Genomic DNA, 14,876 nt, shown 5'->3' on the forward strand with positions numbered 1-14,876 from the left:
GTCATCGATTAATATATTATAAAGTTATGGAAAATTTAAAGAGAACGATTGCAATCGTGTGTGGTGGTGATTCCTCTGAGCATGATGTCTCTCTGCGCTCAGCGCAAGGACTGTACTCTTTCTTTGACAAAGAGCGTTATAACATTTATATTGTAGACGTAAAAGGTACTGACTGGCACGTTAATTTTGAGGATGGAGAAACGGCCGGGATCAATATGAATGACTTCTCTTTTAAGAAGAAAGGAAAGACCGTGTTCTTCGATTACGCTTATATCACCATCCATGGCCAGCCGGGCGAGAACGGCGTAATGCAGGGTTATTTTGACTTGATCAACATGCCTTATTCTACAAGTGGTGTGCTCGTTGAGGCTTTGACTTTTGATAAATATGTCCTCAACCGCTATCTTCGGACTTTCGGCGTACATGTGGCTGACAGTATCCTGCTTCGACGTGGGGAAGACTATGATGAGAATAAGATTGCCCGGCAAATAGGAATGCCCTGTTTTGTCAAACCGGCAGCTGATGGCAGCAGTTTCGGAGTGTCCAGAGTGAATAATGCAGATCGTCTGGCTCCGGCCCTTCGTTTGGCTTTCATGGAAAGCAATGAGGTGATGGTGGAAGGGCTTCTTTCGGGCATTGAGATTTCCCAGGGAGTGTATAAAACCAGAGAGAAATCAGTGGTCCTTCCTGCAACGGAAGTAGTCAGTGAAGATGAATTTTTCGATTATGCAGCCAAATATAATGGAAGAGTTCAGGAAATAACCCCTGCTCGTCTCTCTCCGGAAACGACAAAGGCTGTAGCTGCTGAGAGTTCTCGTATTTATGATATTCTCCATGCAAATGGTATTATCCGGATAGATTATATCATCTCAAAGGATAAAGATGGAAAAGATCAGGTTAATATGCTTGAAGTGAATACTACTCCCGGGATGACGACTACCAGTTTTATCCCTCAGCAAGTAAAGGCTGCAGGCCTTAATATCAAGGATATCCTCAGTGATATCGTAGAAAACCAGTTCTGAAAATATCCTATAGCTAAAGAAAGCCCTGGAGTAATACATTAACTTCAGGGCTTTCTTGTCTGGTCCTTGAGTTCATCAGATTCCTTCTTCTCAGAGGTCCAGCAGGTTGACAGCTACACGGAAATATCCCTTGTTAGCTTCCGGATTCCACATGGCCTGGGAAGTTATCGGCAAATCGTGTTTGGCAATCTTTAATTTATAGGTGCAACTCAATCTTATATCATTGATGCCATTGGATTTACCATAGAAGTTGTCATTCGTATTCTCTTTATAATTATGGAGAGCGAAGGCACCTCCTACAGAAGCGTCTACCTTGAATTGGTCATCTTCATAGAGGGTATATGCAGCTTGAACCCAGGAGGAATAGATATTTTGCTTGTCAGCAGTTCCGCGGTCACGTCCAGCAAGAAGGGTCGTCCAAGTGAGCGATAGTGGGATCCCCTGCTTGGCGAAATTGTATCCGAGAGCAGCATCCAGGAAATGTCCTGTATTATGGCAATTGTAATTAAAATACCGGTATTGCTTGGCCCCTTCAGCCCATATTCCGTCAGAGAAATTATAAATATCCCATACGGCGGCACTGAATCCCCCAAGATTATAGGAGGTGTACCAGTCGAATTCCTTGTAGTTTCCGTTGATTTGCATCCCTCCCCAAAGTCCAAATCGCAGATGATTTCCATTATCAGAAATAGCAAACTCATTGTTGAAGGTCAGGCCTTTGGATACCTCGCCACCTCGCCACAGGTGGGAAGTTTCCATACCAGCTACATAATGGAGTTTTTGAGCTTTTAAGGTGGTTGGTAATGTGATGACGGCAAGCAGGCATAAAACTTTTATTATTGTTTTTTCCATGATAAGTATTCTTAAAAATCCTGATTCCTAAAGTCTTTTGATAACTTGTGAACAACTTTCGTTTATGGTGGTTAAAGTCCCACTTAGGGATAACAGAAATTCAGCCTGTTCCTGATCTTCCTTAACGGTATGATTTAATTACAGATCAGACAAATATCTGTTCCCCCAAGTGTTTGCAAAAAAGGTCACCTGGTGGTTGTAGACAAAAGGATTAAAAGAAGGTGCAGAAATGCCATATATATCCTACGCCTGCAGCCAAGACTGCGCCGAAGATTGGGCCTAAGATAGGCACCCATGCGTAACTCCAGCCACTATCCCTTTTCCCCTTAATGGGCAGGACCTGATGAGCAATACGAGGACCCAGATCACGGGCAGGGTTCATGGCATATCCGGTAGGACCACCGATGGACATACCTATAGAAACGATGACCATAGTTATCGGAAATGCACCTAAACCACCCATTGTAGCGAGATTCTTCCCTGCATCAGAAGTGTAATTCTGAGGGAGCAGACAGATGATAAGTAGGACCAGGACAAATGCACAGATAGTCTCAACAACAAAAGCTCGTCCGTTGTGGCCTTCTATGGCAGGCATCGTACAGAAAATAGTCAACTTACCTTGCGGGTCATCCGTAACATCAAAATGCTCTTTGTAAACGACATATACTAAAATGGCACCAAGAAAAGCCCCTACTAACTGGGCAATAATGTAAGGAATGACATCAGACCAGGGGAATGCTCCCGCTGCTGCCAGTCCGATAGTTACACAGGGATTCAGATGTGCACCGGAATTATGGGCGATAAATACGCCTGCCATAACGGCGAATCCCCATCCGAATGCAATGGTAATCCAACTTGGGCCATAGCCTTTGGATTTTTTTAATCCTGTGGTTGCACAGACTCCATCTCCTAAGAGAATCATCACCATCGTCCCCAGAAATTCCAGGAAACATCTGTACGTTAATGAGTAATCCATCATATAAATGATTAAAAGGTTTACAATTTGATCTTACTATCTTTTGTTAAGGTGCGTTTCATGGCATCAATCCAGCCAGCTTTCTCCTGGGCGATCTGATCGGTATTTGCATTCTCCGGTTCAAATTTGCGTTCAGCCTGCCATTGATTTTGAACTTCATCAATGTCTTTCCAATATCCGACGGCCAGACCTGCCAGATAAGCAGCACCTAATGCGGTAGTTTCCGTAATCTTCGGGCGGATCACCTCTGTGTTGAGAATGTCAGCCTGGAATTGCATCATCAGGTTGTTACGGGATGCACCCCCGTCAACTTTTAGTTCCTTGACTTCATTTCCAGTATCGCGGACCATAGCATTGACGATGTCATACGTCTGAAAAGCGATCCCTTCCAGGGCGGCACGAGCAATGTGGGCAGCCGTGGTACCCCTGCTGATACCGCAGATAACCCCTCTAGCATATTGATCCCAGTAAGGTGCGGCGAGTCCTGTCAGGGCAGGTACGAAAAATACGCCTCCTGTATCAGGAACCTGAGAGGCAAGAGCTTCTATCTCACTGGAAGACTTGATGATACCCAGCCCATCGCGGAGCCATTGTACGACAGATCCTCCTACGAAAATAGAACCTTCAAAGGCGTATTGTACTTTATCTCCTATTTTCCATGCGACAGTAGTCAACAGGTTATTCTTGGAAAGGATAGGTTTATCTCCCAGATTCATCATCAGGAAGCAACCTGTACCGTATGTATTTTTCATGGATCCCGGTTTGATGCACATCTGGCCGAACAGAGCTGCCTGCTGGTCACCGGCAATACCGCAGATAGGCACTTCATGAGCAAAGATCGTGGTCTTGGTGGTGCCATAAACTTCTGAGCATGATTTAACTTCGGGCATCATAGACATAGGAATCCCCAGCATATCAAGCAGCTCCTGATCCCATTTCATGGTGTTGATGTTGAACAGCATAGTACGGCTTGCATTCGTGACATCAGTGATGTGCAATGCACCTCGGGTCAGGCGCCAGATGAGCCAACTGTCGACATTGCCGAATCTCAGTTTGCCCTCTTCTGCACGTTTACGGGCTCCTGCGACATGGTCGAGGATCCATTTGATCTTTGTCCCGCTAAAATAGGCATCAATGATTAATCCTGTCTTCTTGTGGACCATATCCGTTTTGCCATCAGCTCGCAACTGGTCACAAAATTCGGAAGTGCGGTGGTCCTGCCAGACAATAGCATTGTAGATCGGCTCTTCAGAGTCGACATCCCATACAATGGTGGTTTCACGCTGGTTGGTGATGCCGATGCCTGCAATGTTTTTACCGTTGATGCCAATTTTAGAGATGGCTTCGGCAATCACAGACGCCTGGACTGCCCAGATCTCGTTTGGGTTTTGTTCAACCCATCCCGATTTTGGGAAATACTGTTTGAATTCTCTTTGTGCAGAGGATTTTGATTGACCATTGTGATCGAAAATCATTGCTCTCGCACTGGTTGTGCCTTCGTCAAGAGCTAGAATGTACTTGTCTTCTTCCATAATCTTAATATAAAAGTGGTTAGTAGTTTTTCCTTGAATTAGATACGATTGCCGTGTTTTCTACAATATAATTGTAAGACTTTAAACTTTATTCAGGATCATCTATACTCCGCTAAGTATTGAAGATCCTGAATGGGAGTTTATCGTCAGGGAAGTGTTGAAGAGATGAGTGTTTATCCTATTGTTTTACACCATTCAACTCTTTTGTCTTCTCAACGTCCAACGCCTGGGCGATGAGAGAGATCGGATTCTCCACCTTGTAACCGGTGGACATCTCGATCTGCCATTTGCAGGTCTCGCAGTCCGTTGCAACAATCTCCGGATTCACCTCTTTAATCTGTTTGAACAGCAATGTTCCGATTTTCTGAGAATTCTGATAGTTCTCTTTCTTGAAGCCGTAGGTTCCTGCAATACCACAGCAACGGGATTCGAGCACAGTGAAATCAAGCCCTGGAATCATCTTCAGGAGTTCAATACTGTATATGGCCCAGCCCATTCGTTCCATGTGACAGGCTGTATGGTAAGCCACCTTTTTCTTGAAATCCTTACGGAAAGCAAGTTTGATCTTCCCCGCTTCAACAAGTTTGTAAAGGAATCGTGTGGCCAGGGAAATTTGATCTCTGACATCATCATTGTGGATGTCCAGTAAGGCTTTGTATTCGTCACGTACCGTGAAAGTACATGTAGAACTGGTAGTCAGTACAGCCTCATTCTCCTTGATGGAGTCACGCATGGAGTTGATGTTAATCTCTCCCTGTCTTTTTGCCTGATTATAGAGACCGTTGGCGATGAGGGCGACGCCGCAGCATTTTTCCTTTTCCAGCAAGTTGACTCCATATCCGACCGCATTCATGACTTTTACGAAGTCCTTACCCAGTTGAGGATAGTTATAGTTGGCATAACAGCCATGGAAGTAGCTGACGTGGTGAGGATATTTTGTCTGTTCAGCCTCGTGCTTTCTGTACCATGATTCAAACTTTTCGTGACTATAAGATGGAAACTGACGGTGCTTGTCGATCTTGAAAGTAGAATCCAGCACTTTCTTGGTGATACTCAGTCCCAGGGAGAAGTTGACAATAGGGGCGAATGCGGTAGCCAGTCCTCCGACGAAATCCGTATTCGCCAGCATCCGGTCTCTTAAGCCCGGTCTGTGTGTGCTATATTTGATACGGGCAGCCTGGATAATATCACCGATTTTCACTCCCTCCGGGCAGGCTATTTCACAACGTTTGCAATTGAGGCAGAGTTTCAGCATTTCATCGAAATACTTCGGATTTTTCAGCCGGTAGCGTTCTGTGTCAGGGCCATCCTCTTTAGGACCACGGTACTTTGGCTCTACTGCTGCTACCGGACAATAGACCGTACAGATCGTACATTTGAGACATTTCTCAAAGTCGTGTGCACTTATGTTTTTTATTTGAGTTTTTTCTGACATGACCTTACTTCTTTAGAATGTTTTCGGCTACTTGTAAACCAGTGAGAAGGGAGACCCCTTCTCCATCGGCAGACTTGACGGTATTATGACCATTGAGAACCAGTCCGGCAGCATACAGGTTGTTGACCTTCTTGCCATTTTTCCGGACAGTGAAGTCGGAGCCCGTTCTGACACCATATTTCATATACGGTTGAGCCTTGAAGATATTCTCTTCAGCCCATTGCGTTCGGTCCTCAGAACCGTCTACATCAAGGTCAAAAAGTGTTTCGAATACTTTTTTATAATTTGTGTTCAGGTCTCCACTGAAGAATGATCCGGTGGCGAGTACAAAATCACTTGCCTGAAGGGGCTCGTCCTGCAGGTTTTCTGTATACACACTGTTGAGTTTATCGTCAGAGAAATCACCTCTTACCACTTTGTTTTGCTCAAGGAACATTCCTCCCATGGACTGGAAATACTGACGGAGTCTGGTCTGAATCAATACTCCCGGAACAGATGGTGGCATGGTCGCCGCGAAAGTGATCTGTGCATGAACGTATTTTCTCAAGAGGTTTACAGCAGAGAGATTGGCGATGCCCAGGACTGCCGGCAAGATGACCAGATCCTGTGCTTGGCTGATATGGTTGATTTCGTCAGCGATTTTTTTGATATTCGTTTCATCATCCAGTACTTTTGCAATATTGGTGGCCCTCATTTCTGAAGGATTTTCCCTCGCATATTCAAGTTCTGGTGTTGTAAAGGTTTTCAGTAAGGCTTTGATGCCTTTCTTCTCCAGGTTATCAATCAGAAATTCTACCGGAAAATCCAGAAACCCACGGATATTTGCTACGATGACTTCCTGTTGTGGAAACTGATCCGGTGTTTCAAGAGAGATCATGTTTTCTATGGTCAGCCATGTAGGTTTTGCAACGCCAATAGGGGAGAGGCGGAAATGATTTCTTCCAGTTTGCCCTTTGACTCTGATTCCGGCAGTATTCAAAAGCTCCTGAGCTTGATTCGCAAGGATATTCAATTGTGCGGCCCCTATTTTGGAGTAAGGGTGCTCCGGGCCGAGTTGTTTGACAGCCTCTAGCGGGTTGTCAATGACGTTACCCTGTTCATCGTAACCCAGAAGATCAAAAGAGCCAGAGTTAAAATGCAGACTACTCTGACCAGCGGCGGCGATCATGACTTTCTGTCCTTTACTTGCCAGCGAGATTCCACAGGCAAGTCCACTGAGTCCTCCCCCGATGATGATAGTATCATATTTCATTTCTGATCCTCCTTTTTCTTTGGAACTAATTGGTTTAATCCGCACAGTCCTTCATAGATTTGTGACATGAATTGTCCTTCTTTCAACGTCTCTCCCCAAGCTACCGGATACATTCCTTTCCAACGTTCGGCAATAAAGTTAGCCAGATCTTGTTCACTTTTCTCAACCTTGAGTTTTGCGACCTGACAGAGAACGTTTGCTGCCCTGCAGGCGCAGAGCTCTCTCTGGCATGTTCCCATTCCCATCCTTGTATGGCGGCGCAACTTAGCCAGGTTGTCGGTATTCAATTTGTCTACTGCATATTTCACTTCTCCCACGCTGACCTCTTCACATTCGCATACCATCGCCCTGTCTTCAATTTTCTCGTGAGGAATATTTTCTGTGAGCGTGCCATGCCGTCCTTTTTGGACGAAGAAAGTATAGTTATAAGGATCCGGCTTATGGTCGTTTTCAGCCTCTGATCCTGGCAGGAGAGTCGTTGCTGTTTCACAACGCCTACTGATACCCAGTTTTTTACAGGCCAGGTCGGTAGCCTGTTCGGCCATGCGTCTGTAGGTCATCATCTTACCCCCTGTGATCGTAATGAACCCAGCCAATCCGTCACGCGTTTCATGGTCAAGGAGAACGATACCGCGGCTGATACTTCTGCCGGAAGGGTCGTTATCTTTTGCAACCAACGGCCTGACACCAGTATAAGCACGGAGAATCCTCGTAGAAGCTAATGCCGGAGCCATTTGTTCGCCTTCAGTGATCAGCGTGTTTACTTCTTCGGGAGTAACTTTCAGATGATCGATGGTTTCCACCGGCACCCGGTCACTTGTCGTGCCGATTACACAGACAGCATCGTCCGGGACAAGAATGTCTGCATTGGCAGGTTTACGACAACGGTTAATGACCATATTGTTTACGCGGTGTCCGAAGATTAAGAGTGATCCTTTGGCCGGAAACATGTTGACTGTTACGCCGGCCATTTTTGCAATGAGGCAGCCCCAGCTTCCGGCAGCATTGATCGTCAGTTTTGAGTGCACTTCACAAGTCTCGCCCGTTTTATGGTTACGGAGTCTGACTCCCTTGATGCGTCCGTTGTCAATGAGGAACCCAATGACTTCGTGATAAGTCAGGAATCTGCACCCATGTCGTTTTGCGTCAATGATGTTGGCTGTAGAGAGCCGGAAAGGGTCAATGGAAGCATCCGGGACTCTGACAGCTCCTATGAGGTCAGGATTGACTGCCGGTTCGATCTGTTTCGCATATTCAGGATCAATGATTTCAGCATTGATGCCGGCTTGATGACAAGCTTCAACGAATTTCTTCTGATAATTCAGGTCATCTTCAGGCAAGGTAATGAACAGTCCATCTGTGGGATCAACACAATGGCGTGCGATCTTCCTGAGAATCATATTCTCCTGGATACATTCCTTGGCCGATTCGGGGTCTGTGACGGCGTACCGCGAGCCACTGTGGAGAAGACCATGATTACGGCCGGTAGCACCGTTCGTAAAGTCCCGCTTTTCCACAAGCAGTACTTTCAAGCCGCGCATTGCGCAGTCCCTAGCGGTTCCTACACCGGTAATGCCTCCGCCGATGACGATGACATCATAAAGATTATCTGTAAAATTCTTCATATCCAAGTCAGTAGTTTTAAGGTCTATGATAAGCTTCGGAGCGGTGATTATGCCTTCCAAGTTGTTTCCAAAGATAAGTTCTAGACTTCATATTACTTTAATACGCAAGTAAATATCTTTCTTTTCGAAACAAATATAGTTTCATTTTCCTTTATCGCCAAATTAATTAACTTTAATTTGCCAAATTATACGGTTATTAATAAGTTATATCGAATAAATAAAGAGAAATGTTCTTATATGGAACAATACTACTTCTTCTTAACGGGAATGTATGACGCAAATCAGTCTTTTTTATGGGTTTCTCCTATTTTAATAAGAATATTTGTTAAATATAAGGTTAAAAAAACATACTTCTTATTTAGTCACTAAAAAAAAGGCTAATTTTGTAATTGATGAACTTTGAAACGATGACAAGATACCGCAGGGCGGTTATTTCTATGTCATTTCGGAGGTTTGATAAAGTTCTTACTTTGCCTGATCCTGTATTGTGATTTGGCAATGACAGATGCAAATGAATCATAATATGACTAAAGAAGATAGGCAAAGTCTAATACTGAGCCAATTGATGAAACAGGGGTCTCTGCTCGTTTCTGATATGGCTTTAACACTGGATGTTTCTACTGTAACGATACGTAAAGACCTTACGGAATTGGAAAAAAAAGGGAAACTTTACCGGAGTCATGGTAAGGCTATTATGATCAATCCTTTTGCAAATAACCGCTCGATCAGTGAAAAAGGGAAAATTTACCAAGAAGAAAAATATTGTATAGGCCGTGAGGCTGCCCGGCTAATTACAAAGGATGATTCTATTATCATTGCTTCGGGGACGACTGTCCAGGCTTTTGCAAGAAGCATCAAACCTGTTCATCGTCTGACTGTCGTTTCTGCTTCTCTGCCTGTATCTGAAACTCTGGCTACCAATGAAGACATTGATGTCATCCAGTTAGGTGGCAATCTCCAGCATAGCAGTCTCTCCGTAATAGGTTCTTACAGCGAGTCTTTCTTAAAGGATTGTTTCTTCAGTAAATTATTTATCGGAGTGGATGGCATTGATGTTGAGTGTGGATTTACGACGACAAATATGGGTGAGGCAAAGCTCAATCAGAAAATGATAGATTCTGCGCAAAAGACCATTGTGCTTGCAGATTCCTCAAAATTCGGCCGTCGTGGCTTTGCCAAGATAGGCAATATTGATGATATAGATATGATCATAACAGATTCTCATATCGCACCTTCTCAGAAAGAAAAGATCGAAGGATTAGGCATTGATTTGATTATTGCAAAGCCTGAAACAGATCTGGAAACAAAAAACATTTAAATCCCCTTACATAATATTTTAACATTTTATTTCACTATGAATGTACCTTCTGAATTCGATGATATACGGCCTTTTGAGCCGGAAGAATTACCGGCAGTGTATGAAAGGTTAATCATTAACAAACAGTTTCAGGCTGTTGTCAAGTTCTTGTATCCCGATGTGCCTTTTGAGAAAATAGCAGAAAAGATGCGCACGTGTAGGACGAATATAGAATTTCAGCGCACGTTCTGCTATACATTTCTGGAAAAACTCCTGACGGACACAAGCACCGGCTGTGAGATGGATACCTCTGAAGTGGATAACAGCCGTTGTTATACTTTTATAAGCAATCATCGTGATATCGTGTTGGATGCAGCTCTTCTGGACAAGTTGTTGCTGGATGAAGGCTTCCCTACTACCTGTGAGATTGCCATTGGTGATAATCTGCTGAACCTGCCGTGGGTTCAGGACATTGTCCGTGTCAACAAATCATTCATTGTGCGTCGTGGCCTGATGGCCCGTGAGCGGTTACAGTCAAGTAAGGAATTGTCCAAGTACATGCATTTTGTCATTAACCAGAAACATCAGAGTGTTTGGATCGCACAGCGTGAAGGGCGTGCCAAAGACTCCAATGATTGTACCCAGGAGGCCGTACTGAAGATGATGGCTATGGGTGGTGAAGGGACGATCATTGACAGTCTGATCGATTTACATATTGTTCCTCTTTCCATTTCGTACGAATATGATCCTTGCGATTTCCTGAAAGCTAAGGAATTCCAGCAGAAAAGGGATCAGGAGGGATGGCAGAAAGGGGATGATGATGATATTATCAGCATGAAAACAGGTATCCTGGGGTATAAGGGGCATATTCATTATCATGCTGCTCCGTGCCTGGATGACTATCTCAAGACACTTGATCCCAAGATGAAGAGGATGGACTTACTCATAAAGATTGCTATGCATATTGACCAGGAGATCCACAGCCGTTATATGCTTTATCCTGATAATTACATTGCGTTGGATGAATATGAAGGCAATGATGTTTATGCTTCGCATTATACAGCAGAGCAGAAAGAGGCTTTTGATGATTATTTGAACAAAAAACTGGCAAAGATAGATCTGCCGAATAAGGATGTCGTTTATCTTCGTGAGCGCATGCTTACCATGTATGCGAACCCTGCCCGTAATTATTTGGCAACGAAAGCATAGAGTTTGTGATCTGCGGGATTGAGAAACGGAGAAGGCCAGGGGATTTTTCATCTTCTGGCCTTCTTATTGGTTGACTCTGATTTCTGTTTCCTATGGATCAGGTGTCTTCAGAAGCATTCGTCATGATTTTTCTTCATTCCTTGTTTATAAAAGAACGGAATGTCGTTCCACGTCAATGACGAAAGCATGAGCTGGAAATTTCTTCCCGGAAGTTGTGTTGCATCGGTTGATTTCTTCTAAGACGGATGTTGATTCCTTTTCCGTGGTAAAACAGAAGAACAAGATAGAGTTTGTCTTAGCATTGTCGGATTTCTCACCGAACCAGTTCATCAGGTGTGATGATTTGTCATTTTTGTATCCAGTGATGTCGACGGTACTGAATCTTTTCACTCCTGCCTGGTCAAGCAATTTTGCGATACGGTCATAACTTTCTTTGATACTTAAGATAACGGTTAGTTTCATAATGTGTCATTTTACTTTGTTTTTGAGCATCTTGAAATAGAGCAGGGGAACCACGATCAAAGTGAGGATGGTGGAAGTGATGGTTCCTCCGATGAGAGAAATAGCCAGTCCCTGAAAGATTGGGTCGAAAAGAATCACTATCGCCCCGATGACTACTCCGCCGGCCGTGAGTAAGATAGGAGTCGTGCGTACAGCTCCTGATTCCACAATGGCCTGTCTGAGCGGGACTCCCTTTTTGAGCCTGAGGTCGATAAAGTCAATCAGCAGAATGGAGTTGCGCACCATAATACCCGCCAGGGCAATGAAACCAATCATTGACGGTGCACTGAAATAAGCCCCCATAATCCAGTGTCCCAGGATAATGCCGATGAGGGATAGTGGTATTGCTGACAGTTGTACAAGTGGCGTGATAAAATTCTGAAACCAGGCGACAATCAATACGTAAATGATGATCAGCACGAAAAGAAAAGCGATTCCCAAATCACGAAATACATCGTAGGTGATTTTCCATTCTCCGTCCCATTTTAAGGTGAAGTTATCTTCATTGGCCGGTCGTCCTGTATAATCTTCATGAAGATGATAACCTTCAGGCAGTTTGATCTTGGATAATTTCTTAGAAACGGCCGTCATGGCATAGATGGGACTTTCCAGTTTCCCAGCGACATCAGCAGTCACATACACGACCCTTTTCTGGTCTTTGCGGGATATACTTTTGTCCTTCAGTCCCTTGGTAACCTTTACCAGGTCTCCTATGGGCACAGCCAGACCTTGCGGGTTGATGACCTTGAGATTGAGCAAGTCTGTAAGGTCAGAACGGTCTTTTTCCGGTAATTGCAAAACGATGCCGATAGGGTCTATACTGGATGGACGGTGTAAGTCTCCTACGGTCATTCCCGACAGGGCAGATCTGATCTCCTGTAGTATTTCACTTTCAGGTATGCCGAGTCTCATGGCCTTATCCTTGTCTACTACAAATTTATATTCTGTTTGATCTGCTTCGACAGACCAGTCCACATCTGCAACGTTGGCAGTATGGGAGAGCAGCATTTTTACCTGACGGGCCACGTTCCTTTGCTGATGATCATCCGGTCCATAGATTTCGGCAACGATAGTTGACATGACTGGAGGTCCCGGCGGAACTTCTACAACCTTCACATTTGCATGATATTTCTTGCCGATGGCCTGGAGTCCCGGCCGCATAGCTTTTGCGATGTCATGGCTCTGTTCCCGGCGCTTTTTCTTGTCTACCAGATTTACCTGTATATCGGCTACGTTATCTCCTGATCTCAGGTCATAATGCCGTATCAGTCCATTAAAGTTAATAGGTGATGATGTGCCGGTGTAGGTCTGATAGTCCGTTACCTTGTCATTCTGGCTGATGTATGTCCCTAGTTCTTTCGCCACGGCAGCCGTACGTTCCAGACTTGTTCCTTCCGGCATGTCTATGATGACCTGGAATTCATTCTTGTTATCGAAGGGAAGCATCTTGACAGGTACTGATTTGGTGAAGAAGAGCATGAAGGTAGCTAAGAGGATCACCGTTAAAGAGAGCATGAAGGCCCAGCGTCTTTTCCGGCTTTGGAGCAAGGGGCCGATGACACGGGTATAGGTCTTGTAGATCTTTGTCTCATGCAGTTCCGCCGTAGGGTCTTTCTTGTTGGCATTGTCTTGCTTTTTCTCCTTGAACCTCAGGAAATGATACCCGAAATAAGGGGTCAGAGTCAGTGCTATCAACAGGGAAAACGTCATGGCTATAGCGGCTCCTATAGGCATAGGGCTCATGTAAGGTCCCATCATTCCTGAGACGAATGCCATTGGCAGTACAGCTGCGATGACCGTAAGTGTGGCTAGGATGGTAGGGTTGCCTACTTCATTGATGGCAAATATAGCAGCTTGAAGGGGAGGCAAGTTCTGCATCTTGAAATGCCGGTGCATGTTTTCAGCAATGACAATAGAGTCGTCTACGACAATACCGGTTACGAATACCAGGGCAAAGAGTGTGATCCTGTTCAGGGTGTATCCTAAGAAATAGTAGGCAAACAGGGTGAGGGCAAAAGTGATCGGCACAGACATGAACACGACCAGACCTCCCCGCCATCCCATGGCAAGCATGACAAAGAGCGTTACGGCAATGATGGCAATGATCAGGTGCAGCAACAGCTCAGAAACTTTCTGAGAAGCTGTGGCACCATAGTTGCGTGTAATGTTGACATGAATATCATTTGTGATGACATTTTCTTTCAGATGCTTTACCTTAGTGATGGCAGCCTCTGCAAGTTTCATGGCATCTGCTCCCTTTTTCTTAGCTATAGAAACTGTTACGGCTGAATAGTCATCCGGCATTTTCGCCTTTTCTTTCGCATCTGCCGCTCCATAACTGAAAGATACATATTGCCTGGGATTTTCCGGGCCATCCGTCACCTTTGCTACCTGGTACAGGTAAACCGGCTGGTTATGGTCTGTACCGACAATCATATTCCTCACATCGTCCTTGTCGCTGAAGAAATTCCCAGTCCTGACGGAGTAGACCTGGTCACCAGTGACGATGTTTCCCTCTTCTGCCTGGGCATTATTCGCTTGGAGAGCCTGTGCAATGGTCTCGAAATCCAGATGACTTTCCGCCATTTTATCCTTGTCGAGGATAACTCTGATCTGGCGGTTTTGGCCGCCAGTAATCTTGACTTGTGCTACATTAGGTATTTTCTTGATTTCATTCCCTACTACCTCTGATACTTGCCGCAGTTCGTATCCGCTCATCTTGTTGCTCCAGAGCGTGAAGGCCAGGACCGGGACATCATCGATGGACCTTGACTTGATCAAGGGCATCGTTACTCCCTGTGGCATGTGGTCCATGTTCTTCATGATTTCATTGTATAATTTTACCATGGACCGTTCCGGGTCCTGTCCTACATAAAATTGTACAGTAAGCATCCCCATTCCATTCATGGACGTGGAATATACATGTTCGACGCCCTTGATGTTGGATACGATTTTCTCCATAGGCTGTACCACCCTGGATTCTGTCTCCTGAGGGCTTGCTCCGGGGTATCCCAACATAATATCGGCTGTAGGGACTTCTATTTGAGGATCTTCTTCACGGGGGATGAAATAAATACTGAATATGCCGAGAAGCAAGAAGGCAAATACCAGCAGGATGCTTAGTTTTGACTTGATGAACGCATTTGCTATCTTTCCTGAGATTCCATGTTCCATA

Annotated in this window: 11 protein-coding genes; 3 read left to right on the forward strand and 8 right to left on the reverse strand. The window is 44.8% G+C overall.

Annotation, left to right across the window (positions count from 1 at the left end; translation table 11 throughout):
* The first annotated feature begins 26 nt into the window (after positions 1-26).
* Entirely contained in the window at positions 27-1,022 is a 996-nt protein-coding gene (locus tag ACYRYG_RS07995) for a D-alanine--D-alanine ligase (RefSeq protein ID WP_293425460.1), read from the forward strand.
* Positions 1,023-1,112: 90 nt separating this feature from the next.
* On the opposite strand, the gene ACYRYG_RS08000 is transcribed toward ACYRYG_RS07995, so the two are convergent.
* From ACYRYG_RS08000 to glpA, 6 genes are all read right to left on the reverse strand, one after another.
* Entirely contained in the window at positions 1,113-1,874 is a 762-nt protein-coding gene (locus ACYRYG_RS08000) for a hypothetical protein (protein WP_293442134.1), read from the reverse strand.
* A gap of 211 nt (positions 1,875-2,085) precedes the next feature.
* Complete coding sequence (locus ACYRYG_RS08005; RefSeq protein ID WP_293416866.1) at positions 2,086-2,850, reverse strand: MIP/aquaporin family protein; 765 nt, start codon at positions 2,848-2,850, stop codon at positions 2,086-2,088.
* Between the two features lie 20 nt (positions 2,851-2,870).
* Positions 2,871-4,382: a glycerol kinase GlpK gene (gene glpK / locus ACYRYG_RS08010; RefSeq protein WP_293429711.1), complete on the reverse strand. Its 1,512-nt coding sequence runs from the start codon at positions 4,380-4,382 to the stop codon at positions 2,871-2,873.
* 178 nt (positions 4,383-4,560) lie between these two features.
* Positions 4,561-5,817, reverse strand: coding sequence for an anaerobic glycerol-3-phosphate dehydrogenase subunit GlpC (gene glpC, locus ACYRYG_RS08015; RefSeq protein WP_293416872.1), 1,257 nt, complete (start codon positions 5,815-5,817; stop codon positions 4,561-4,563).
* A gap of 4 nt (positions 5,818-5,821) precedes the next feature.
* Positions 5,822-7,069 carry a glycerol-3-phosphate dehydrogenase subunit GlpB gene (glpB, locus tag ACYRYG_RS08020; RefSeq protein ID WP_293416875.1) on the reverse strand — a complete coding sequence of 416 codons (1,248 nt, stop codon included), beginning with the start codon at positions 7,067-7,069 and terminating at the stop codon, positions 5,822-5,824.
* Positions 7,066-8,694: an anaerobic glycerol-3-phosphate dehydrogenase subunit A gene (glpA, locus tag ACYRYG_RS08025; protein ID WP_460197963.1), complete on the reverse strand. Its 1,629-nt coding sequence runs from the start codon at positions 8,692-8,694 to the stop codon at positions 7,066-7,068. Before glpA ends, glpB begins: the two co-directional genes overlap by 4 nt.
* Before the next feature lie 523 nt (positions 8,695-9,217).
* Here glpA and ACYRYG_RS08030 point away from each other — a divergent pair.
* Positions 9,218-10,012, forward strand: a complete 795-nt coding sequence (locus ACYRYG_RS08030; RefSeq protein ID WP_460197964.1) for a DeoR/GlpR family DNA-binding transcription regulator — start codon at positions 9,218-9,220, stop codon at positions 10,010-10,012.
* 36 nt (positions 10,013-10,048) lie between these two features.
* Positions 10,049-11,200 carry a 1-acyl-sn-glycerol-3-phosphate acyltransferase gene (locus ACYRYG_RS08035; RefSeq protein WP_293416884.1) on the forward strand — a complete coding sequence of 384 codons (1,152 nt, stop codon included), beginning with the start codon at positions 10,049-10,051 and terminating at the stop codon, positions 11,198-11,200.
* A 144-nt stretch (positions 11,201-11,344) separates the two neighbouring features.
* Here ACYRYG_RS08035 and ACYRYG_RS08040 read toward each other — a convergent pair whose 3' ends face one another.
* Both ACYRYG_RS08040 and ACYRYG_RS08045 read right to left on the reverse strand, forming a co-directional pair.
* Positions 11,345-11,662: a hypothetical protein gene (locus ACYRYG_RS08040; protein ID WP_293416887.1), complete on the reverse strand. Its 318-nt coding sequence runs from the start codon at positions 11,660-11,662 to the stop codon at positions 11,345-11,347.
* A gap of 6 nt (positions 11,663-11,668) precedes the next feature.
* Complete coding sequence (locus ACYRYG_RS08045) at positions 11,669-14,875, reverse strand: efflux RND transporter permease subunit (RefSeq protein WP_293416890.1); 3,207 nt, start codon at positions 14,873-14,875, stop codon at positions 11,669-11,671.
* Between the last annotated feature and the right edge of the window lies 1 nt (position 14,876).

It is taken from the genome of Segatella asaccharophila, from assembly GCF_054687055.1.

Coding starts and splice junctions, on each gene's coding strand:
- glpC (WP_293416872.1), bottom strand. CDS start 5,817: ATGTCAGAAAAAACTCAAATAAAAAACATAAGTGCACACGACTTTGAG.
- glpK (WP_293429711.1), bottom strand. CDS start 4,382: ATGGAAGAAGACAAGTACATTCTAGCTCTTGACGAAGGCACAACCAGT.
- ACYRYG_RS08035 (WP_293416884.1), top strand. CDS start 10,049: ATGAATGTACCTTCTGAATTCGATGATATACGGCCTTTTGAGCCGGAA.
- ACYRYG_RS07995 (WP_293425460.1), top strand. CDS start 27: ATGGAAAATTTAAAGAGAACGATTGCAATCGTGTGTGGTGGTGATTCC.
- glpA (WP_460197963.1), bottom strand. CDS start 8,694: ATGAAGAATTTTACAGATAATCTTTATGATGTCATCGTCATCGGCGGA.
- glpB (WP_293416875.1), bottom strand. CDS start 7,069: ATGAAATATGATACTATCATCATCGGGGGAGGACTCAGTGGACTTGCC.
- ACYRYG_RS08030 (WP_460197964.1), top strand. CDS start 9,218: ATGACTAAAGAAGATAGGCAAAGTCTAATACTGAGCCAATTGATGAAA.
- ACYRYG_RS08040 (WP_293416887.1), bottom strand. CDS start 11,662: ATGAAACTAACCGTTATCTTAAGTATCAAAGAAAGTTATGACCGTATC.
- ACYRYG_RS08045 (WP_293416890.1), bottom strand. CDS start 14,875: ATGGAACATGGAATCTCAGGAAAGATAGCAAATGCGTTCATCAAGTCA.
- ACYRYG_RS08000 (WP_293442134.1), bottom strand. CDS start 1,874: ATGGAAAAAACAATAATAAAAGTTTTATGCCTGCTTGCCGTCATCACA.
- ACYRYG_RS08005 (WP_293416866.1), bottom strand. CDS start 2,850: ATGGATTACTCATTAACGTACAGATGTTTCCTGGAATTTCTGGGGACG.